Genomic DNA, 19,722 nt, shown 5'->3' with positions numbered 1-19,722 from the left:
AGGCCCGACGCGTTTCGATTGTGAGTTCCCGGGGCCCGGCGAGTAGAGCGTCATGTTGCGTTTCAAGTTCCTGGCCTCGGCTGTTCCCCTGCTCGCGGCTGCGGTGTTCGCCCGCGCCGAGATCGGTTCGGTGTCGCATCCCTGCATCGCGCTGGGCGACACATCGGTCGAGCTCACCTCGCTGTTCTGGACCGCCGGCGTGCATGTCGCGTTCACCGACGATCCCGCGCGGGCCACGGTCCGGGTGCAGATCACCGACGATGCCGACGCGGCGGATTTTGCCGTGGTCGACGACGGCCTCGGCTCCGAGCCGGACTCCTGCCAGGCTAGTCCCTCGACGCGTCTCGTCTCGATCGCCGCGCAGCCGGTCGACGGCGGCCAGGTGGTCTATCTCTCCAGCGAAGGCCCGGCGGATTACCGCATCTTTGTGCGCTCGAAGACGTTCTCGCCGCGCGAGGCGGCAGCCCTGGTCGTCGGTGCGCGCGGCAGCCATGGCCGCTTCCAGGCGGCTTCGCTTTAAACCGTTAACACCTCGTCAACCCTGTTCGGAGGCGGCGCCACAGCCGCAAGCTGTTCGCAAGGTCGGCGGGCCATCGTCGCATGCGGCGGCGGGGTTTCAGGCAAGGGTCGGTTGCCAAGGGTCGGTTGTGATGGGTCGGACGTTCCGGATCAAGGTGCGCATGCGTCGCTTCAGGCGGCAGCATCCGAGGCTCGCCTTCGCGATCCGCTCCTTCATGATCTTCTCGGCGACGTTCGGCGGCGCCTATGGTTTCGTCTCCGGCAGCCGGTCCGAGAATTCCGGCTACGATCCCCACACCTTTGCGATCGGCGCCAGCTTCCTGTTCGCGCTCGCCTGTCTCGGCCTTGCGACGCTGAGCATGCGCCTGCGCTTCGTCAATAAGCGGCTGCGGACGCTCGCCGCCCACAACGAAGCGTTGATCGACCGCAATTGGGAGCTGAAGGAGGCGGAAGAGCGCGCCCGCAGCCTGTTCGAGCAGCAGGGCGACCTCATCGTGCTGCGCGCTACCGATGGCCGCATCACCTTCGCCAACGAGGCCTATTGCGCGCTCGCAGGACAGGCGCGCAGCGCGCTGGTCGGCACGCGCTTCGATTTCGACGTGCTGGAGCAGGGCGACAGCGCCCGCGAGAGCAGCGGCACGCGCATCCACGACCAGAAGATCGCAACGCCGCTCGGCGCGCGCTGGATCGCCTGGCGCGAGGGCTATGTCCGCCTCGATGCCGGCCAGCCCGCCGAATTGCAGAGCGTCGGACGCGACGTCACCGACCGCACCGAGACCGAGCGAGCATTGTCCGATGCGCGCGACCAGGCCGACGCTGCCAACCGCGCCAAGTCGCGCTTCCTGGCGATGGCCTCGCACGAGATCCGCACGCCTCTGAACGGCATCATCGGCATGGGCGGCCTGTTGCTCGACACAAATCTGACGCCGGAGCAGGTGACCTATGCCAGAGCAGTGAAGACCTCGGGCGAAGCCTTGATGGCGCTGATCGAGGAGCTGCTCGACTATTCCAAGATCGAGGCCGGCAAGCTCGACCTCGATCAACGTCCCTTCGCGCTCTCGACCCTGGTCGAGGAGATCACCGAGCTGCTCGCGCCGCGCGCGCAGGCGAAGTCGCTCGAGATCGCCGCCTATGTCGACGAGCGCCTGCCGCTGGAAGTGGTCGGCGACGCCGCGCGGCTGCGCCAGGTGCTGCTGAACCTCGCCGGCAACGCCATCAAGTTCACGAGCCACGGCGGCGTGGCGATGATCGTCGAGCCCGGCATCTGGCCGAACGAGATCAGCTTCCTGGTCCGCGACACCGGCATCGGCATCGCAGCCGAAGCCCAGCAGCGCATCTTCCGCGAGTTCGAGCAGGCCGACGAGCGCGTCGCCCGCACCTATGGCGGCACCGGGCTCGGCCTTGCCATCAGCGAGCGCATCGTCAAGCGCATGGGCGGCCGGATCACGCTCACGAGCGAGCCGGGCAAGGGCTCGACCTTCGAGGTCGCGGTGCCGCTTCCGCCCTCGCAAGGCGGCGCGGGACAGACCGCATTTCCGAGCCCCGACCTCACCGGCAAGTCGATGCTGCTCGTCGCCGACGGCATCGAAGCTTCGCTCATCGCACGCCGCCTCGAGCGCTGGGGCGGCCAGACCTGCCTGGTTGCGGATGCGGCGGTCGCCGAAGCGCTGCTGCCGGAACGTTTCTGGCACGCGGTACTGATCGATCGTGCGATCGGCCCTGCCGTGGCCGACCACCTCGGTGAAGCCGCCCGCGCGCATGCCTTGCAGCGCCTCGTGCTGCTGACGTCGAGCTCGCGGCACGAGAAGCTGTCGCCGGCCTTCACCGGCTTTCTGGTGAAGCCGCTGCGCGCAGCCTCGCTCGCCGCGCGTCTAGCTCTGACCCCGGAGGTCGCCTCGCCCGATCTCGCGCCGGAGCCGCCGGCGGCGTCCGCTGGCCCCGCGCCGGCGAAGGGCCTGTCGATCCTCGTCGCCGAGGACAACGAGATCAACGCCTTGCTGATGCGCTCGCTGCTGGCCAAGCTCGGCCACCGCGTCGTCATCGCCGTCCATGGCGAGGCCGCGCTGGAATCCTGGCTCGCGGCCTCATCCGCCGGCACGCCCTACGATCTCGTGCTGATGGACATCCAGATGCCGCAGCTCGACGGCATCGAGGCGACAAAGCGCATCCGCGCGCATGAGGCCGCCCTTGGCGCTCAGCACACGCCGATCCTGGCGCTCACCGCCAACACGCTGGTGGAGGATCGTTATGCCTGCTTCGAAGCGGGCATGAACGGATTTCTGATCAAGCCGCTCGACCGCGAGAAGCTCGAGGAGGCGCTCGCGGGCCTCGCCGCGTCCCGGCACCTGACAGTTCCGGATCTCACGGGAACCTGATCTCGTCCGGCGATCGTAATTGAAATCGCGCGCGTTGCGCGTCACGATCCTCAAGGGGGCATTTGCTACTGGGGATTTTGCGCATGAACGTGCTTTGCCGCCTCGCCCTCATTGTTTTCCTCGCCGGAAGCGTCCGGCACGCAGCCGCCGATACACCTGATCTCATGTCGCTCAAGCAGGGCGGCTACGTCCTGATCTTCCGGCATACCGCGACTGACGACAGCCAGAAGGACGTCTATCCCTTCAAGTTCGACGACATGAGCGCCCAGCGTCAGCTCAGCGAGAAGGGCAGGGAGGCGGCGCGCCAGATCGGGATGGCGATCAGGGACCTCGCGATCCCGATCGGCGATGTCTACACCAGCCGGCTGAACCGCGCGGTCGAGACCGGCAAGCTGATCTCCGGCCACGAGGTCATGCCGGTCGATGCCCTGACCGACAGCAGCAACGCCAGCGCATCGGGAATGGCAAACCCGACCGGCGCCAATGCCAAGGCCGGGCAGGCCGTGCGCCAGCTCGTCGATGCGCCGCCGAAGGCGGGCACCAACACGGTCCTAATCACCCACAAGACCAACATCGCCGATGCCTTCGGCAAGGAGGCCGGCGACATCCAGGAAGGCGAGGCCTTCGTCTACAAGGCCGGCAGCTCGGGCCCCGCCACCTTAGCCGGTCGCATCAAGCTTGCGGATTGGATCGCGAAAGCGGGCAGGTGAGGGACCGGGAAGCGGCCAGGACTGCCGCTCCACCACGATGTCGTGCTACGGACGTCGTGTGGCGAACGAGTGAAGAGCTGGCGAACACGTGAGAACATCGGAAGACCGTTCATTCCTCATCCTGCTCGGCGCGATCTCCGTTGCGTTCGCCTGGGTGCTCTGGCCGTTCTCCGGTGCCGTGTTGTGGGCCACGCTGCTGGCCATCATCTTCGCCCCGTTCTATCGACGGGTCCTGAAGTCCATGCCCGGGAAGCACAACCTTGCCGCACTCATCACCGTCGTCGTGGTGGTCGTCATGGTCCTCATCCCCGTAGCGATCGTCATCGCTTCGCTCATCGACCAGGGCGGAGAGCTATATCAGCGCATTCAGAGCGGGGAGATCAGCCTCGCTCATCCCCTGCAGCAGCTGAAATCCGCGCTTCCCGACTGGGCTGCGTCCCTGTTGGATCGCCTGGCCGGCATCGATTTTTCATCCCTGAGGGAACGCCTGTCGGGTCTGGTCGTCCCTGCCGGGCAACAACTGGCCGGACATGCGATCAACATCGGTCAGGTGACGCTGGAGTTCGTCGCAAGCCTGCTCGTGATGCTGTACCTGCTGTTCTTCCTGCTGCGCGACGGTGACGAGCTCAATGCCCGCATTCGCGACGCGCTGCCGCTGCGCCCGAGCCATACCGCCGAAATCCTCGATGCCTTCACGCTGGCGGTTCGTGGAACCATCAAAGGAATCGTTCTCGTCGCTCTGATCCAGGGAGCACTTGGCGGGCTCATCTTCTGGCTGCTCGGCCTGACGGCGCCGCTGCTCGCCGGCGCGCTCATGGCGCTGGTCTCGCTGCTGCCCGTGCTCGGCTCCGCCCTGGTCTGGGTTCCGGTCGCGCTCTATCTGCTCGTGGCAGGCGCAGTCACGAAGGGGCTCATCCTGCTCGCTTTCGGCACCTTCGTGATCGGGCTTGCGGACAATTTTCTCCGCCCGATCCTGGTCGGCCAGTCGATCCAGATGCCAAGCTATGTCGTGCTGCTTGCCACCCTGGGCGGCCTTGCGACCTTCGGTGCGAACGGCTTCGTCATCGGCCCGCTCGTCGCCGCGATGTTTCTGACGACGTGGCACATCTTCGTCGTCGCGAAGGTGCAACAGGGAGCCCGGAAATGACCGTCATATCGGGCCTGGCGCGGGCGATCCGGCCAACGCGGAATGTCAAGCAGCCGAGGCAGTGAAGCGCGGCGCAGAGAGCTTGTCGGGCGTCGTCTGGCCTCCGTGGAAGACGGTATTTGCCTGCGCCGCGCGCTTGCAGTGCGGGCATACGAAGAGATGCGCGATAACCGGGGTCGGCTCGTCGGCGAGCAGTTCCGAGCGGAACCACTTCATCTCCAGATGGCAATCTGGGCAGATCGGAGCTTCCAGCTGCTCCGCAGCGCTCCTGAGACGATCAACCATGGTGTGCCCCCGCCGTTTTCCAAGGAATAGCGGAATACCCATTATTGGTCTGCAACAAAAGACACCATGCTCGAACGGGCATGGCAGCGCACCGGGGCGATTACAGACGCCTGAGCGCCACGCTCTCCACCGTGTGGTCGGCGCCCTTCTTGAGGATCAGCGTCGCACGCGGCCGGGTCGGCAGGATGTTGTCCTCGAGATTGGCGAGGTTGGTGCGCTCCCAGATCGCGATCGCGGTGGCAGTGGCTTCCTCGTCCGACAACAGCGCGTAGCGGTTGAAATAGGACTTGGGATTGGTGAATGCGGTATCGCGCAGCGCCAGGAAGCGCTTGATGTACCATTGCCGCAGGGCCGCTTCGTCGGCGTCGATATAGACCGAGAAATCGAAGAAGTCGGAGACGACTGGCACGGCCTTGCCGTCGCGCGGCAGCTTGCCGGTCTGCAGCACGTTGACGCCTTCGACGATCAGGATGTCGGGCTGGTCGACCTCGGCCCATTGGTTCGGCACGATGTCGTAGGTCAGATGCGAATAGACCGGCGCGCGGACGTGCCCGCGGCCGGACTTGATGTCGGAGAGGAAGCTGAGCAGCAGCGGCAGGTCGTAGCTCTCCGGGAAACCCTTCTTCTGCATGATGCCCTGACGCTCGAGCACCGCGTTGGGGTAGAGAAATCCGTCCGTGGTGATCAGCTCGACCTTCGGCCGCGGCGACCAGCGTGCCAAGAGCGCCTGGAGCACGCGTGCCGTGGTGGATTTCCCGACCGCCACCGAGCCGGCGACCCCGATGATGTAGGGCACCTTGCGATCCCGGATGTTGAGGAACTGACGCTCGGCGTAATACAGCCGCTGCATCGCGTCGACGTAGATCGACAACAGCCGCGACAGCGGCAGATAAATGTCCTCGACCTCCTGCAGGTCGAGGCGGTCGTGCAACGAGCGCAGCCGGTCGAACTCGCCCGGCTCCAGCGTCATCGGCGTATCGTCGCGCAGTCGCGCCCATTGCTCGCGCGTATAGACGCGGTAGGGATTGTACTGCTGCTCGGGTGCGCGGATATCCATGACGCCGCCTTTCCGTTGCGATCTCTTCGCCTTGCCTAGCCGCCCTTGCGCGACGCCTTCTCTTCCAACCCCGACATCGAGGTCCGCTTGTCCAGCGCCGCCTCGACCTCTTCCAGCTTTATGCCGCGTGCCTTCAGCAGCACAAGGAAATGATAGAGCAGGTCGGCACTTTCAGCGATCAGATGCGCGCGATCGTTTTCGACTGCAGCGATTACGGTTTCGACTGCTTCCTCGCCGAACTTCTTGGCGCAATGCTCGGGGCCTTTGTCGAGCAGCTTGCGGGTATAGGACGCTTCGCCGCCGGACGCCGCGCGGGCGTCGATGGTTTCGGCCAGATCATGGATCGTGAAACGCGGCATCGGACTCACTCGGAAACACGCTTGGCAACAGGTTTGGCCACGGCGGCCATCCCCATCCGCCAATGTAGCATCGTTACGAACCGGAGTCGTCAGGCATCCAGGCGCATCGGCAGCCCACGCCGCGCCATGTGCTCCTTGGCTTCGCGAATGGTGAATTCCCCGAAATGGAAGATCGAGGCGGCCAGCACGGCCGTGGCGTGCCCGTCGCGGATACCGTCGACGAGATGGTCGAGATTGCCGACGCCGCCCGAGGCGATCACGGGAACGGGAACGCTGTCGGCGATCGCGCGGGTCAGCGGAATGTCGAATCCCTGCCTTGTACCGTCGCGGTCCATCGAGGTGAGAAGGATTTCACCGGCGCCGAGCGAAACCACTTCCTCGGCATATTCGATGGCGTCGATGCCGGTCGAGTTGCGTCCGCCATGGGTGAAGATCTCCCAGCGGTCGCCGCCCGGACGCTTGACGCGCTTGGCGTCGATCGCGACAACCACGCACTGCTCGCCGAATTTCTCGGCAGCTTCCTTGACGAATTCGCGCCGCGACACCGCGGCGCTATTGATCGAGACCTTGTCGGCGCCGGCGCGCAGCAGCGTCTTGATGTCGTTGACCTCGCGCACGCCCCCGCCGACGGTAACAGGCATGAAGCAGGCCTCCGCCGTGCGCCGGACCACGTCCAGCATGATACCGCGGTTCTCGTGGGTCGCGGTGATGTCGAGAAAGGTGAGCTCGTCGGCACCGGCGGCGTCATAGGCGATCGCGGCTTCGACGGGATCGCCGGCATCGCGCAGATCGATGAAGTTGACGCCCTTGACGACGCGGCCGTCCTTGACGTCGAGGCAGGGGATCACGCGCACCTTGAACATGGGTCAGCTCCTGCGCGCGTCGCGGATCAAGGTGAGGGCCGCAGCCGGATCGAGCCGGCCGTCGTAGAGCGCACGGCCCGCGATCGCGCCGGCCAGCTTTTTCGCGCGCGGCGTCAGCATGGCTTTCACATCCTCGATCGAGGCGAGGCCGCCGGAGGCGATCACGGGAATCGAGATGGCATCGGCCAGCGCAATCGTCGCCTCTAGGTTCAAGCCCTTGAGCAGGCCGTCGCGCGCGATGTCGGTGAAGATGATGGCGGCAACGCCGGCATCCTCAAAGCGCTTTGCGATCTCGAGCACCGTGACCTGCGACGTCTCGGCCCAGCCTTCGACCGCGACCTTGCCGTCGCGCGCATCGAGCCCGACCGCGACGCGGCCGGGAAATGTCTTCGCCGCAGACTTCACCAGCTCCGGATCGCGCACCGCGGCGGTGCCGATGATGACGCGGGTGATGCCCTTGTCGAGCCAGGCTTCGACGGTCTTGAGATCGCGAATGCCGCCGCCGAGCTGCACCGGAATCTTGATCGTCTTCAGCATCGCCTCGACCGCCCCAGCATTCACCGGCTTGCCGGCGAAGGCACCGTCGAGGTCGACCACGTGGAGATATTCAAAGCCCTGCGCGGCAAAGCTCTGCGCCTGCGCGGCGGGATTGAGGTTGAACACGGTCGCGCGCTCCATGTCGCCTTGCTCGAGGCGCACGCACTGGCCGTTCTTGAGATCGATCGCGGGAAAGAGAATCATATCGTACCTGCTCTCGTCCCCATCATGGGAACGGATTTGCCAGCTAAGCACTCCGTCATTGCGAGCGCAGCGAAGCAATCCAGACTGCCGCCGCGGAAAGACGCTGGATTGCTTCGCTGCGCTCGCAATGACGAGGTGAAAGCCGTGGAATCCATCACGGTTTCCACCGCAAAAAGTTCGAGATCAGAGCCAAACCGAAGCGCTGGCTCTTCTCGGGGTGAAACTGCGTGCCGATGGCGGTGTCCTTCGCGACGATCGCGGTGACGGGCCCGCCGTAATCGGCGCGCGCGAGCACGTCCGCCTCGCTGGCGGGATTGAGGTGGTAGGAGTGCACGAAATAAGCGTGCTGGCCCTTCGGGCCGAGCGGCAGCTTGTCCAGCACCGGATGCTCCCTGAGCACCTCGAGCGTATTCCAGCCCATGTGCGGGATCTTCAGGTTTTCATCGCGCGGCGTGATCTTCTCGACGTCGCCGCCGATCCAGTTCAGGCCTTCGGTGATGACGTGTTCCTTGCCGCGACTCGCCATCAGCTGCATGCCGACGCAGATGCCGAAGAACGGCCGTGCCTTGACGCGCACCGCTTCGGTGATCGCCTCGACCATGCCGTTGACGGCGTCGAGCCCACGCCGGCAATCGGCGAAGGCGCCGACGCCGGGCAGCACCAGGCGGTCAGCTTCGTAAGCCTGGTCGGGATCGCTGGTGACGAAGACCTTTTGCGGGCTCTCCAGGCTGCGCGCGGCGCGCTCGAAGGCTTTCGCGGCGGAATGCAGATTGCCGGAACCGTAATCGATGATGGCGACGCTCATCTTGACCCTCCCGGTTCTGGAAACAACCCAATGATGCCGCCGGCCGGAATCGGCGGCGGGTTCGAGAATGGCTGGCCCGGCACGCTCCGGGTCGGCGGCGGCCCGCCGCGATCGATGGTCCATTGATCGCCAGCGATGCCGTTCTTCTCGCTCCAGCGCTCGAAGAAGCGGCGCTCCGCGGTATCGCCGTCGTCGCCGACGACGATGTCGAGCTGCCGCCACTTGCCGCGCGACAAGGTCCAGCGGCGCAGGCTCGAGGCCTCGAAGCCCATCAGTACCGCGACGATGAGATCGGCGAAGAAGATCGAAGAGCGCCCGAGGCTCGACAGCCCCGCGTTGAACGCGGCCACGAAGATCAGATAGCCGATCAACGCCAGCCACAGCCGATTCCACAGCAGCCAGAACGGACCGAAGATCATCGCCCAGAAATGGAAGCCGTCGCGCACGAACACGAACTTGTCGGCCGCGCGCAGATCGGCTCCGGCGGGTGAGGGAGCGTGAACTGTGTAGACAGGCATGGTGATGCCCCGTTCTCGAAATTCAGTGATGCCGCCAGCAGCGTTCGCCGCAAGACGGAGATGTCAGCCGCCGAGCGAGCCCTTGGTGGACGGGATTTCGCCCGCCGCCTTCGGATCGATCGCCACGGCGGTGCGCAGCGCCCGCGCCAGACCCTTGAAGCAGGACTCGGCGATATGATGGCTGTTATCGCCATATAGGGTCTCGACGTGGAGAGTCACGCCGGCGTTGATGGCAAAAGCCTGGAACCACTCGCGCACCAACTCGGTGTCGAACTCGCCGATCTTGGCGCGGGGGAAGTCGGCCTTGAACACCAGGAACGGGCGGCCCGAGATGTCGATGACCACGCGCGTCAGCGTCTCGTCCATGGGCATGTGCACGCCGGCATAGCGGGTGATGCCCGCCATGTTGCCGAGCGCCTGCTTGACCGCCTGGCCAAGCGCGATGCCGGTGTCTTCGGTGGTATGGTGATAATCAATGTGCAGATCGCCCACCGCCTTGACCGTGAGGTCGATGCGGGAATGGCGGGCGAGGAGATCGAGCATATGGTCGAAAAAGCCGATGCCGGTCGCGATATTGGCCACGCCGGTGCCATCGAGGTTCACGGAGACCTCGATGTCGGTTTCCTTGGTCTTGCGCTTGATCGTCGCGGTGCGCATTGAAAGCTGGCTTTCATCCTAGCTTGGAGCCGAAAACGCCAGTCTATTAACAGCCAAATGACGCCTTCGCTACTGCGGGAACGCTCAAGCATGGCACCACTTCCGCCTATGGTGAGCAGAATCTAGGGCCGGAACGGCCCGTTGTGCCCCAGCCCCTGACCGCCTAAATCAGGCCGGACAACGAGGTATTTCATGCAGGACTCCCAGAACAGCTCGCCGGGCTGGCACGGCACCACGATTCTAACGGTCCGCAAGGGCGGCACGGTGGTGGTCGGCGGCGACGGCCAGGTCTCGATCGGCCAGACCGTGATCAAGTCCAACGCCAAGAAGGTCCGCAAGCTCGGCAAGGGCGACGTGATCGGCGGCTTTGCCGGCGCCACGGCCGACGCCTTCACCCTGTTCGAGCGGCTCGAATCCAAGCTCGAGCAATATCCGGGGCAGCTGACCCGGGCGGCCGTGGAGCTCGCCAAGGACTGGCGCACCGACCGCTATTTGCGGCGGCTGGAGGCCATGATGATCGTGGCCGACAAGGACGTCTCCCTGGTGCTGACAGGCACCGGCGACGTGCTCGAACCCGAGGCCGGCGTGATGGCGATCGGCTCCGGCGGCAATTATGCGCTGGCGGCCGCCCGAGCCCTGCTCGACACCGACAAGGACGCCGAGACCATCGTCCGCCGCTCGCTCGACATCGCCGCGGACATCTGTGTCTACACCAACCGGAATGTGACGATCGAGAGCCTGGCGGCGGGGTAGGGATGTGATTGAACAGCGAAGCTCCGGACTGGCTCTAACCTTCTCCCGCAAGCGGGAGAGGGAGCGCACCGCCACCGCAGGCGCTCGATGACCCTCAGCTACACCTTCCGCCCTATGAGCACGACCGACCTGCCGCTGATCCGGCGGTGGCTGGGCGAGGCGCATGTGAGGGACTGGTGGGGCGATCCGGACGAGCAGTTTTCGCTCGTCAGCGGCGATCTCGATGAGCCGGCATTGGACCAGTTCATCGTGTTGGCCGGCGACAGGCGCTTCGGCTATCTTCAATGCTATCGCCTGACCTCCTGGAATACGGGCTTCGGGCCGCAACCGGAGGGCACGCGTGGCATCGACCAGTTCATCGGCGAAAGCGACATGATCGCTCGCGGCCATGGTTCGGCGTTGACGCGCCAATTCGTCGACGAACGGTTTCGGCAGGGGCTGCCGCGCATGGTCACCGATCCGGACCCGCTCAACGCGCGCGCGATACGCGCTTACGAGAAAGCGGGATTCGTCCGCGATCGCATGGTCGAGACGCCGGACGGTCCGGCATTGCTGATGGTGCGCGAACCGTGACGTTGGTGCAGGCCCGCGAGAGCAAGGTCGCTGTCCCGCCGCTCGCCTGGGTCGGCATCGCGCTGTTGCTGTTGGCGCTGCAGCCCGCGATCCTGCTTGCGATGGGGCGCGTGCCGATCTGTACCTGCGGCACCATCAAGCTGTGGCACGGCGTGGTGAACAGCTCGGAGAATTCCCAGCAGATCGCGGACTGGTACACGTTCTCACACGTCCTGCACGGCTTCCTGTTCTACGGCCTGACCTGGCTGCTGTTCGCACGATTGCCGTTACTGCGTCTCTCCTGGCCGGCACGGCTGATCATCGCGATGCTGATCGAAGGCGCCTGGGAGATCGTCGAGAACTCGCCCTTCATCATCGAGCGCTACCGCGCCGGCACCATCTCGCTGGATTATTACGGCGACAGCATCCTCAATTCGGTCTCGGACAATCTGGCCATGATCCTCGGGTTCCTGGCCGCGCGCGCGCTGCCTGTCCCCGCGACCGTGCTGCTGGGGCTGGCCTTCGAGATCGTGCTGGCGCTCCACATTCGCGACAATCTGACGCTCAATATCCTGATGCTGATCCATCCGATCGAGGCCGTGAAGCAATGGCAATCCGGCCCGCCGATCATCTGACCCAAAATGCGGCTTGTCCTTGGCTGCCTGCCGCCCTAGCTAATCAGACATGACAGACTTCTCCCCCCGCGAAATCGTTTCCGAACTCGACCGTTTCATCGTCGGCCAGGGCGACGCCAAGCGCGCCGTCTCGATCGCGCTGCGCAACCGCTGGCGCCGCCAACAGCTCACCGGCTCCCTGCGTGAGGAGGTGCTGCCGAAGAATATCTTGATGATCGGCCCCACCGGCGTCGGCAAGACGGAAATCGCGCGGCGGCTCGCCAAGCTCGCGAATGCGCCGTTCCTGAAGGTGGAGGCGACCAAGTTCACCGAGGTCGGCTATGTCGGCCGCGACGTCGAGCAGATCATCCGCGATCTCGTCGAGGTCGCGATCGCGCAAGTGCGCGAGAGGAAGCGCAAGGACGTGCAGGCACGCGCCCAGCTTGCCGCCGAGGAGCGCGTGCTCGATGCGCTGGTCGGCGCCAATGCGAGCTCGGCGACGCGGGAATCCTTCCGCAAGAAGCTGCGCGCCGGCGAATTGAACGACAAGGAAATCGAGATCGAGACGCAGTCGTCCGGCGGCGGCATGCCGATGTTCGAGATTCCGGGCATGCCGGGCGCCCAGATGGGCGCAATCTCGATCGGCGACATCTTCGGCAAGCTGGGCGGCCGCAGCAAGACGCGGCGGCTGACGGTGGAAGGCTCGCACGAAATTCTCGTCAACGAGGAATCCGACAAGCTCCTGGACACCGAGCAGCTGACGCTGGAGGCGATCAGCGCGGTCGAGAACAACGGCATCGTGTTCCTCGACGAGATCGACAAGATCTGCGCCCGCGATGGCCGCGTCGGCGGCGACGTCTCCCGCGAGGGCGTGCAGCGCGATCTGCTGCCGCTGATCGAAGGCACCACGGTCTCGACCAAGCACGGCGCGGTCAAGACCGACCACATCCTGTTCATCGCCTCTGGCGCCTTCCACGTCGCCAAGCCGTCCGACCTGCTGCCGGAATTGCAGGGCCGCCTGCCGATCCGCGTCGAATTGCAGGCGCTGACCCGCGACGACATGCGCCGCATCCTGACCGAGCCCGAGGCCTCGCTGATCAAGCAATATGTCGCCCTGATGCAGACCGAGGGCGTGACGCTCGACGTCACCGACAGCGCCATCGATGCGCTGGCCGACATCGCGGTTGCGGTCAATTCAACGGTCGAGAACATCGGCGCCCGGCGGCTGCAGACCGTGATGGAGCGGGTGCTGGACGAGATCTCCTTCACCGCCCCCGACCGCAACGGCGAGACCGTCCGGCTCGACGCGGATTACGTGCAAAAGCACATCGGCGATCTCGCCAAGAACGCGGATCTGAGCCGGTTCATTTTGTAATTTGGAGCGGTCACGCTATTGATGCGGCGTGACCGTACGCATCCTGCAAAATCCCTGGCGGCTCCTGCTCGCGATCAACGCGGCGGTCATCGTTGGCGTCTTCGTCCACAAGATCCAGCTGCCGCCTTATGTCCCCTACATCCATCTCCTGGTCGATTATCATTTCGGCTTCATCAAGCGCGCGCTGATCGGGGCGATCGTCGCGCTGTTCACGGCGAAGGTGCCGGTGTGGCTGGTGTTCGCGCTCGGCGGGGCGACGTGGCTTGCAACGCTGGGCCTTTATGCCAGGCTCTTCCAGAACACGTTCGGCTTCTCCGGAAGAACGCTGCCGCTGTTCGTCTTCACCGCGGGCTCGCCGTTCTTCCTGAAGAACTTCATGCACACGCTCGGCCATTTCGACATCTATGGCTGCGCGCTGGCGATCGTGCTGCTGCTGATGCCGGCGGGCTCGCTGGTCTTCGTGGCGACGGCTGCGCTGTTCTCGATCATTCTCGTGCTGATCCATCACATTCATCTCTTGATGTATGTGCCGACGATCGTCACCATCGTCGTGATCCGGCACTACCTCGCTTGCGGCTGTGATCGCAGCAATGTCGTCTTCGGTGTGATCGCCCTTGCCGCCGTCTCGGCGCTGTTCTTCGCCGCGCAGTTTATGGGAACGATGCCGATCCCCGAAGCGGACTTCGGCGCCTATCTGAAGAGCCGGATGGCCGATCCGGCGCGCACCGACCTCTTGCAATTCGCCTACATCTGGTACCAGCCGCTGGCAAAAGAAGTTGCCGACACCTGGGGCCGCCTGCCGCACAACATCCTCGGCCTGCCCGTGTTCGCGCTGCTGATCTGGCTGCACACGCCGCTGTGGCGCTATCTTGCGAGCCTGATCGGCACGCTCGCGAGCGAACGGCACAAGCGGCTCGTCATCGCAGCACTGGTCGGCATCAGCGTCGCCTATCTCGTGATGTTCGCGATGGTGTTCGACTATTCGCGCTGGATCTCAAACTGGGCGGTCTGCATGTTCCTGATCCTGCATGCGGTGAAGATGCTGCCGACCAAGCAGGAAGCTGCGCTGATTCCGGCCGAGGATCGGAAGACCAACATCTTCGGTTTGATACTCACGCTGATCCCGCGCGTCGGAATCGTCCGGCCGTTTTAGGGCTTTACAATGTGGCCGCACGGGCGGTGCACTCCCTCCCCCCGCTTGCGGGGGAGGGTTGGGGAGAGGGTGTCTCCGCAGAGGGATTCCCCAAGAGGAAAGAGCCCTCACCCGCCGCGCTTGCGCGCGACGGCCTCTCCCGCAAGCGGGAGAGGCAAGAGAAGCCGCACGCGTTGGGGCTACTAACCCCTTGCCCGCCTGATCCGCACATACAGCGCCCCCTCGCCGCCATGGCCGATCGCGGCTTCCTCGAAGCCGACGACGAAGGCGCGGAATTCGGGCAGGCTGAGCCATTCCGGCACCTGGCGGCGGAGCACGCCGCTTTCGCCGCCGCTGCGTCCCTTGCCGGTGATGACGAGCACGAAAGTGAGGCCGTCCTGATGGGCGCGGTGCAGGAAGCCAGCCAGCGCGCGATGGGCGCGCATCTGGGTCATGCCGTGCAGATCGAGCCGCGCGTCGATCTCGCTGCGGCCGCGCGACAGCTTTGTCCGCTCGCGCTTGCCGAGCGGCGCAAGCGGCGGAATCGACGGCTTTGCGGCGCGCGGCGCCGGTGCAGCGGCAACCGGCCTTGCCGGTAGCGAAGTCCTCGTCGCCTGGGACGCCGGCGAAGATTCGGCGCGCGGCGTAGCATGCGCCTTGGCCGCGCGATGCTTCCGCAGCGGCTTGACATGCTTTGCAACGAGATCCCACAGCTCGCGCTCTTCCTCGCTCAGCGCGCGACGGCGCGGCGAAGGGCGAGGCTCCAGCACGGGCGGACCGGACGGTCGTTTCATTGCGGGCGAGGAGAACGATTCTTCGCCGGACGGCGCGGCTCAGGGGCAGGCTCGATCGCGGGACGCGGCACCGGCAGCGGAACGGGGCCGGCGACGGCAACCGTTTCGCTCTTGCCTTGCGCCGCCGCGGCGACGGGCGTGCCGGTCTTTGCCGGATCGGTCTGCGGAAACAGCTTTGCGATCTTCTCCGAAGGCCTGGGGTCCGGGATCGGCAGCTTCGCGGCGCGCGGGGCGGGATCGAGACTCTTCGGCACCAGCATCACGAAATGCATGGGGTGACGCAGCCGGCCGGAGACGCGGCCGGCATCCGCGCCGGCGCCGAAAAACAGATCGGCGCGTGCGGGACCGATGATGGCCGAGCCGGTGTCCTGCGCGATCATCAGCCGGTGGAACGGCGTCTTGGCGCGCTCGGACTCGATCGGCAGCTCGCCCTCGATGAAGAACGGCGTGCCGTAGACATGAAGCGATTTGTCGACCGCGATCGAGCGCCCCGCGGTCAGCGGAATGCCCTGCGCACCGACTGCCTCCTCCTTGTCGGAGAGGTTGACCTCGCGGAAGAAGATGTAGGCGCGGTTCGCGCGGCGCAGCTCCTTGGCGCCTTCAGGGTTCTGCGTCATCCATTCCCTGATCTTCTGCATCGACATCTCTTCCCTCGGAATGATGCCGCGCTCGATCAGGATGCGACCGACCGCCGTGTAGGGATAGCCGTTATAGGCGTCGTAATTGAGCCGAACCGAGCTGCCGTCCTCGAACTTGATCCGCGCCGAGCCCTGGATCTGCGCGAACAACAGATCGGTCGGATCCTTCAGCCAGGCGATCTCGAGCCCGCGGCCCGCGATCTTGCCGTCCTCGATCTCGCCGCGGTCGTAATAGGGCACCAGCTTGCGGCGACCGATCTTGCGATAGACCGGGCCTTTGTTGGGCAGGCTGACCGAGTCCTGCTTGTAGCCGCGCACGAACAGGTTCGAGGGACGGCGATAGACCGGCACGTTGTAGACATCGGTCTGTGTCCGCGATCCCTCCAGCACCGGCTCGTAATAGCCGGTGACGAAACCGTCGGGCTCGCCGAGCCGCGAGATCCGCAGCGGCGCAAAATTCTCTTCGAAGAAGGTCTTCGCTTTGCCGTCGTCGGTGAGATCGAGCGTCTTGGCGACCCGGCAGGGCTCAGCCAGCGAGGCACCCAAAGCCTTGGATTCGGCCTTGGGTTCGGCCACACCATTCTGCGCATTGATCGACCTGCAGCTGGCGCGGAAGGTCTTGTACGCCGCGAGATGATTGTCGTCGCCCCAGCCCTTCACGTCTGCCCAGGCCAGCGGCAGATATTGCGCGCCGGGAATTTCGAACGGCAGGGAGAGCTGTGGATAGGGCAAGGCCCGCGGCGGAGCGGCAGGCGTTCGCGGCAGATGATGGTGGTGACTGCGGTGGTGACGCCGCGCCGCCTCGGCACCGAGCGAAAACGACGACAGCACGACGGCGCCTGCGCAAAGCGCCGTCGCGCTGTTCTTCAGGAAAGTCTTAATTCGCGCTTCCGGTGCCAACCAGCTTCCAGTTCGGATCGCGAGAGGAGGTGTCGCGGGCGAAGGTCCAGATATCGGTGATGTCGGCGACCGTCTCGGCGCTGCCATCGACGATGTTGCCGGTCTTGTCGCGGGTGACCGAGATCATCTGCGAGACGAAGCGCACGGTCAGCTGCGCGTTGCGGTCGCGCAGCTCGGCGCCGACGAGCTCGGCCTTGTCGATTGAGACGAAGCGCGTCTCGGTCTTCTGCTCGTTCTTCTCGCGTTCCTTGATCGCGGCGTCGAAGCTGTCATAGACGTCCGCCGACAACAGATCGCGCAGCGCGCGGCGGTCGCCATTAGCAAAAGCCAGCACGATCATCTCGTAGGCGCCGCGCGCGCCCGAGAGGAAATGGCGCGGGTCGAAGCTGGAGTCTTTCTCGACGATGGAATCGAGACCCTGCGCCAGCGCAGTGCCCGGCTCGGCCAGCCCCTTCCAGCGATCGGCCGGTGCGGTCGGCTCGGCCGTCGGTGCCAGCGGCGCCTGGTCGATCACCTTGCCCGGCATGGTCACGACGTTGTTGTCCTGGGCACCTCCCAGCGCATTGCGGGCGGCGGAGCGATCGAACGGCGGCCGCTCGTTGCCCGTGCGCTGCCCCAGCACGCTACGCAGCCGCAAGAAGATGAAGACGGCCAGCGCCAGGAATATGATGGTGTAGATGTCCACGTCGTATCCGCTTTCTGGTCTTTTCAGGGCTCGTTGCCGGGAAAATCAATCCGGCCAGTAGACCGTTCCTTTCGGAAACGGCAAGTCTACATCACCATTTTAGGTCCGCGTCAGGTCCGTGGGATGTAGGCACGAAATCTTGCCCGGCCAATGGCGCCTTTTGGCACAGCGCCAAGTGTAGCGCGTTTTATGCTTAAGGGGAAACCCGATCCTGGCCGGAAATCGCGCATCTTCAATCGTTTAAGGCGAAATTTCGCGGAAAAGGCAGGATGAGCGTCCAAGGCGTGAGCGCGGCCCGAATTCCCGGTCCGGGACCGTTCGTCCTTGTGGAACGAGCCGGCCCTATGTTAGCCAACCGCCGCGAAATTCAGCCCCAATCGGGTAAGGAGACACTTTCATGACCAACGGCAACGGCACCCCTCCCGAGGCGGCCCAGGCTCCCCAGCTCAACGTGCTGGCGCAATATACCAAGGACCTCTCGTTCGAAAATCCCAACGCGCCCGGCTCGCTCCAGCAGCAGAGCCAGCCGCCGCAGATCAACATCCAGATCAACGTCAGCGCCAACAATCTCAGCGAACACGAATTCGAGGTGACGTTGTCGGTCGAGGGCAAGGCCGAGACCGCAGGTAAAGTGATGTTCTCGTTCGAGCTCGCCTATGCCGGCGTGTTCCGGATCGTCAACGTGCCCAAGGAGAACCTGCATCCGCTGGTCATGATCGAGTGCCCGCGCCTCTTGTTCCCGTTCGCACGCGAGATCATCGCGACCGCAGTGCGCGACGGCGGGTTCCCACCGCTGATGCTGGATCCGGTCGACTTCGTCGGTCTGTATCGCCAGAACATGGAGCGACAAATGGCCGCTCCGGGCCAAGCCGGTCAGGCCTGAGCGGCGACCGCCACGGCTGGAGCGGGCAGGTACTCGTTCCAGATCGCCTTGTCACCCATGGTCGCGATGAAGGCCCGATGGGCCTCGCGCTCGGCTTCAGAAATCCGCGGCGCGAGCGGCACCAGACGTTGCCGCCGCGGCGCATCGCCGGCGCTGTTGACCCTGATCTCCTCGGTGTCCGAGGCCAGCAGCAGCTGCGACTGCCGCGCTCCAACCAGATCGACATAGACCTCGGCCAGCAGCTCGGCGTCCAGCAGCGCGCCGTGCTTGGTGCGGTGTGAATTGTCGATCGAATAGCGCGAGCAGAGATCGTCGAGCCGGTTGGACACGCCGGGATGCTTGCGACGCGCCAGCAGCAGCGTATCGACCAGGCGCTCGCGCGGGATCGCAGCGCGCTTGATGCGGTCGAGCTCGGCGTTGATGAAGCCGATATCGAACGAAGCGTTGTGGATCACCAGCGGGGCGTCGCCGATGAACGCGAGAAAGTCGTCGGCGACCTCGTGGAACAACGGCTTGGTCGCCAGGAATTCAGACGACAATCCGTGCACCGCAAACGCTTCCGCCGGCATGTCCCGCTCAGGGTTGATATAGACGTGGTACGTCTGTCCGGTCGGCATGCGGTTGAAGATCTCGACGCAGCCGATCTCGACCAGTCGATCGCCGCGCAGCGGATCGAGGCCGGTGGTTTCAGTGTCGAGGACGATTTCGCGCATGTCTTTAAGAAGCCGTGTGAGGTGGCGAATCAGATCCGCCGCTGCGGCATCTTAGCGACCTCGGCTAGGATGTGCGCGATTTGGGCGCGCACCGGGTCAAGGCCGTGTGAGGTATCCACCACGAAATCGGCGCGCTTGCGCTTCTCGGCATCCGGCATCTGCTTGGCGATGATGGCATCGAGCTTGGCCTCGTCCATCGTGCCGCGCGCCAGCACCCGCTGGCGCTGAAGCTCCGGCGAGGTCGAGACCACGACCACGGCATCGACCCGCTTCTCGCCGCCTGTCTCGAACAGCAGCGGAATGTCCAGCACCACGACCGGCGCCTTGGCAGCCTCGGCGTCGACAAAGAATTTCTGCCGGGAAGCGCCGAGCATGGGATGAACGATCTGCTCGAGCTGCTTGATCGCGGCGGGATCGTGCACGACGCGCGCCGACAGCTTTTGCCGATCGACCTTGCCGTTCGCGGTGGTACCGGGGAAGGCGGCCTCGATTGCGGGGGCAGCTTCCCCCTCATAGAGCTGATGCACGGCAGCATCGGCGTCGTAGACGGGGACGCCGGCCTCCGCGAACAATTTCGCGGTGGTGGATTTGCCCATCCCGATCGAGCCGGTCAGTCCGAGAATCCGCATCAGCACCCAGCCTTCTCT

At 65.0% G+C, this 19,722-nt stretch carries 23 protein-coding genes; 10 read left to right on the top strand and 13 right to left on the bottom strand.

Annotated elements, in window-relative coordinates:
• The first annotated feature begins 52 nt into the window (after positions 1 to 52).
• The 4 genes from XI05_RS34615 to XI05_RS34600 all read left to right on the top strand — a co-directional run bounded on the left by XI05_RS34615 (position 53) and on the right by XI05_RS34600 (position 4,751).
• Positions 53 to 520, top strand: a complete 468-nt coding sequence (locus tag XI05_RS34615) for a hypothetical protein (RefSeq protein WP_271510275.1) — start codon at positions 53 to 55, stop codon at positions 518 to 520.
• 130 nt (positions 521 to 650) lie between these two features.
• Positions 651 to 2,894 (top strand): ATP-binding protein, encoded by a 2,244-nt coding sequence (locus XI05_RS34610; protein ID WP_271510273.1) that lies wholly within the window; start codon positions 651 to 653, stop codon positions 2,892 to 2,894.
• A gap of 83 nt (positions 2,895 to 2,977) precedes the next feature.
• Entirely contained in the window at positions 2,978 to 3,604 is a 627-nt protein-coding gene (locus tag XI05_RS34605) for a histidine phosphatase family protein (RefSeq protein WP_271510271.1), read from the top strand.
• A gap of 88 nt (positions 3,605 to 3,692) precedes the next feature.
• Positions 3,693 to 4,751, top strand: coding sequence for an AI-2E family transporter (locus XI05_RS34600; protein ID WP_271510269.1), 1,059 nt, complete (start codon positions 3,693 to 3,695; stop codon positions 4,749 to 4,751).
• A gap of 45 nt (positions 4,752 to 4,796) precedes the next feature.
• On the opposite strand, the gene XI05_RS34595 is transcribed toward XI05_RS34600, so the two are convergent.
• From XI05_RS34595 to hisB, 8 genes are all read right to left on the bottom strand, one after another.
• On the bottom strand, positions 4,797 to 5,036 hold the full coding sequence (locus tag XI05_RS34595) for a hypothetical protein (protein WP_271510266.1): 240 nt from the start codon (positions 5,034 to 5,036) through the stop codon (positions 4,797 to 4,799).
• 100 nt (positions 5,037 to 5,136) lie between these two features.
• Complete coding sequence (gene coaA / locus XI05_RS34590; protein WP_271510265.1) at positions 5,137 to 6,093, bottom strand: type I pantothenate kinase; 957 nt, start codon at positions 6,091 to 6,093, stop codon at positions 5,137 to 5,139.
• 35 nt (positions 6,094 to 6,128) lie between these two features.
• On the bottom strand, positions 6,129 to 6,452 hold the full coding sequence (locus XI05_RS34585) for a phosphoribosyl-ATP diphosphatase (protein WP_036044993.1): 324 nt from the start codon (positions 6,450 to 6,452) through the stop codon (positions 6,129 to 6,131).
• A gap of 89 nt (positions 6,453 to 6,541) precedes the next feature.
• The gene (gene hisF / locus XI05_RS34580) at positions 6,542 to 7,315 is read right to left on the bottom strand and encodes an imidazole glycerol phosphate synthase subunit HisF (protein ID WP_271510262.1); all 774 of its coding nucleotides are present in this window, start codon (positions 7,313 to 7,315) and stop codon (positions 6,542 to 6,544) included.
• A gap of 3 nt (positions 7,316 to 7,318) precedes the next feature.
• Positions 7,319 to 8,056 (bottom strand): 1-(5-phosphoribosyl)-5-[(5-phosphoribosylamino)methylideneamino]imidazole-4-carboxamide isomerase, encoded by a 738-nt coding sequence (gene hisA / locus XI05_RS34575; protein ID WP_271510260.1) that lies wholly within the window; start codon positions 8,054 to 8,056, stop codon positions 7,319 to 7,321.
• Positions 8,057 to 8,210: 154 nt separating this feature from the next.
• Positions 8,211 to 8,861, bottom strand: a complete 651-nt coding sequence (gene hisH / locus XI05_RS34570) for an imidazole glycerol phosphate synthase subunit HisH (protein WP_212257839.1) — start codon at positions 8,859 to 8,861, stop codon at positions 8,211 to 8,213.
• Positions 8,858 to 9,379 carry a DUF2628 domain-containing protein gene (locus tag XI05_RS34565; protein ID WP_271510258.1) on the bottom strand — a complete coding sequence of 174 codons (522 nt, stop codon included), beginning with the start codon at positions 9,377 to 9,379 and terminating at the stop codon, positions 8,858 to 8,860. The genes hisH and XI05_RS34565 overlap by 4 nt, the downstream gene beginning before the upstream one ends.
• 63 nt (positions 9,380 to 9,442) lie before the next feature.
• Positions 9,443 to 10,036: an imidazoleglycerol-phosphate dehydratase HisB gene (gene hisB / locus XI05_RS34560; RefSeq protein WP_212257841.1), complete on the bottom strand. Its 594-nt coding sequence runs from the start codon at positions 10,034 to 10,036 to the stop codon at positions 9,443 to 9,445.
• A gap of 192 nt (positions 10,037 to 10,228) precedes the next feature.
• On the opposite strand from hisB, the gene hslV reads away from it, so the two are divergent.
• The 5 genes from hslV (at position 10,229) to XI05_RS34535 (ending at position 14,483) form a co-directional block, all read left to right on the top strand.
• Positions 10,229 to 10,789 (top strand): ATP-dependent protease subunit HslV, encoded by a 561-nt coding sequence (hslV, locus tag XI05_RS34555; protein ID WP_271510256.1) that lies wholly within the window; start codon positions 10,229 to 10,231, stop codon positions 10,787 to 10,789.
• Between the two features lie 87 nt (positions 10,790 to 10,876).
• Positions 10,877 to 11,362: a GNAT family N-acetyltransferase gene (locus tag XI05_RS34550; RefSeq protein ID WP_271510254.1), complete on the top strand. Its 486-nt coding sequence runs from the start codon at positions 10,877 to 10,879 to the stop codon at positions 11,360 to 11,362.
• A 2-nt stretch (positions 11,363 to 11,364) separates the two neighbouring features.
• Entirely contained in the window at positions 11,365 to 11,976 is a 612-nt protein-coding gene (locus XI05_RS34545; RefSeq protein WP_271510555.1) for a DUF2585 domain-containing protein, read from the top strand.
• 49 nt (positions 11,977 to 12,025) lie between these two features.
• Positions 12,026 to 13,330, top strand: coding sequence for an ATP-dependent protease ATPase subunit HslU (gene hslU, locus XI05_RS34540; RefSeq protein WP_271510252.1), 1,305 nt, complete (start codon positions 12,026 to 12,028; stop codon positions 13,328 to 13,330).
• A 28-nt stretch (positions 13,331 to 13,358) separates the two neighbouring features.
• The gene (locus XI05_RS34535) at positions 13,359 to 14,483 is read left to right on the top strand and encodes a hypothetical protein (RefSeq protein ID WP_271510250.1); all 1,125 of its coding nucleotides are present in this window, start codon (positions 13,359 to 13,361) and stop codon (positions 14,481 to 14,483) included.
• A gap of 182 nt (positions 14,484 to 14,665) precedes the next feature.
• On the opposite strand, the gene XI05_RS34530 is transcribed toward XI05_RS34535, so the two are convergent.
• Genes XI05_RS34530 through XI05_RS34520 form a run of 3 tightly spaced genes read right to left on the bottom strand, consistent with a single transcriptional unit; the run spans position 14,666 to position 17,479 of the window.
• Positions 14,666 to 15,256, bottom strand: coding sequence for a Smr/MutS family protein (locus XI05_RS34530; RefSeq protein WP_271510249.1), 591 nt, complete (start codon positions 15,254 to 15,256; stop codon positions 14,666 to 14,668).
• The gene (locus XI05_RS34525; RefSeq protein WP_271510247.1) at positions 15,253 to 16,794 is read right to left on the bottom strand and encodes a murein transglycosylase A; all 1,542 of its coding nucleotides are present in this window, start codon (positions 16,792 to 16,794) and stop codon (positions 15,253 to 15,255) included. Before XI05_RS34525 ends, XI05_RS34530 begins: the two co-directional genes overlap by 4 nt.
• A complete protein-coding gene (locus tag XI05_RS34520) occupies positions 16,772 to 17,479 on the bottom strand; it encodes a Tim44/TimA family putative adaptor protein (protein WP_271510245.1) in 708 nt (235 codons plus the stop codon). The genes XI05_RS34525 and XI05_RS34520 overlap by 23 nt, the downstream gene beginning before the upstream one ends.
• Positions 17,480 to 17,876: 397 nt before the next feature.
• Between XI05_RS34520 and secB the strand changes: the two genes are divergently transcribed.
• On the top strand, positions 17,877 to 18,362 hold the full coding sequence (secB, locus tag XI05_RS34515) for a protein-export chaperone SecB (protein WP_271510243.1): 486 nt from the start codon (positions 17,877 to 17,879) through the stop codon (positions 18,360 to 18,362).
• On the opposite strand, the gene dnaQ is transcribed toward secB, so the two are convergent.
• Positions 18,353 to 19,105, bottom strand: a complete 753-nt coding sequence (dnaQ, locus tag XI05_RS34510; protein ID WP_271510553.1) for a DNA polymerase III subunit epsilon — start codon at positions 19,103 to 19,105, stop codon at positions 18,353 to 18,355. The two genes, secB and dnaQ, sit on opposite strands and share 10 nt — an antisense overlap.
• Positions 19,105 to 19,704 carry a dephospho-CoA kinase gene (coaE, locus tag XI05_RS34505; protein ID WP_271510240.1) on the bottom strand — a complete coding sequence of 200 codons (600 nt, stop codon included), beginning with the start codon at positions 19,702 to 19,704 and terminating at the stop codon, positions 19,105 to 19,107. The genes dnaQ and coaE overlap by 1 nt, the downstream gene beginning before the upstream one ends.
• Positions 19,705 to 19,722: the final 18 nt, after the last annotated feature.

Source organism: Bradyrhizobium sp. CCBAU 11357 (genome assembly GCF_028128865.1).
In the GTDB taxonomy this organism is placed as follows: domain Bacteria; phylum Pseudomonadota; class Alphaproteobacteria; order Rhizobiales; family Xanthobacteraceae; genus Bradyrhizobium.
The sequence above is the reverse complement of the archived record's forward strand: the minus strand, read 5'-3'. Positions and strand labels throughout refer to the sequence as shown.

Bases quoted from the DNA above. Each gene is read 5' to 3' on its own strand.
- hisF (WP_271510262.1), bottom strand. From the start codon at position 7,315: ATGTTCAAGGTGCGCGTGATCCCCTGCCTCGACGTCAAGGACGGCCGC.
- XI05_RS34550 (WP_271510254.1), top strand. From the start codon at position 10,877: ATGACCCTCAGCTACACCTTCCGCCCTATGAGCACGACCGACCTGCCG.
- XI05_RS34585 (WP_036044993.1), bottom strand. From the start codon at position 6,452: ATGCCGCGTTTCACGATCCATGATCTGGCCGAAACCATCGACGCCCGC.
- XI05_RS34610 (WP_271510273.1), top strand. From the start codon at position 651: ATGGGTCGGACGTTCCGGATCAAGGTGCGCATGCGTCGCTTCAGGCGG.
- XI05_RS34530 (WP_271510249.1), bottom strand. From the start codon at position 15,256: ATGAAACGACCGTCCGGTCCGCCCGTGCTGGAGCCTCGCCCTTCGCCG.
- hisB (WP_212257841.1), bottom strand. From the start codon at position 10,036: ATGCGCACCGCGACGATCAAGCGCAAGACCAAGGAAACCGACATCGAG.
- hslU (WP_271510252.1), top strand. From the start codon at position 12,026: ATGACAGACTTCTCCCCCCGCGAAATCGTTTCCGAACTCGACCGTTTC.
- hisH (WP_212257839.1), bottom strand. From the start codon at position 8,861: ATGAGCGTCGCCATCATCGATTACGGTTCCGGCAATCTGCATTCCGCC.
- coaE (WP_271510240.1), bottom strand. From the start codon at position 19,704: ATGCGGATTCTCGGACTGACCGGCTCGATCGGGATGGGCAAATCCACC.
- XI05_RS34595 (WP_271510266.1), bottom strand. From the start codon at position 5,036: ATGGTTGATCGTCTCAGGAGCGCTGCGGAGCAGCTGGAAGCTCCGATC.
- XI05_RS34615 (WP_271510275.1), top strand. From the start codon at position 53: ATGTTGCGTTTCAAGTTCCTGGCCTCGGCTGTTCCCCTGCTCGCGGCT.
- coaA (WP_271510265.1), bottom strand. From the start codon at position 6,093: ATGGATATCCGCGCACCCGAGCAGCAGTACAATCCCTACCGCGTCTAT.
- XI05_RS34565 (WP_271510258.1), bottom strand. From the start codon at position 9,379: ATGCCTGTCTACACAGTTCACGCTCCCTCACCCGCCGGAGCCGATCTG.
- XI05_RS34605 (WP_271510271.1), top strand. From the start codon at position 2,978: ATGAACGTGCTTTGCCGCCTCGCCCTCATTGTTTTCCTCGCCGGAAGC.
- hslV (WP_271510256.1), top strand. From the start codon at position 10,229: ATGCAGGACTCCCAGAACAGCTCGCCGGGCTGGCACGGCACCACGATT.
- hisA (WP_271510260.1), bottom strand. From the start codon at position 8,056: ATGATTCTCTTTCCCGCGATCGATCTCAAGAACGGCCAGTGCGTGCGC.
- secB (WP_271510243.1), top strand. From the start codon at position 17,877: ATGACCAACGGCAACGGCACCCCTCCCGAGGCGGCCCAGGCTCCCCAG.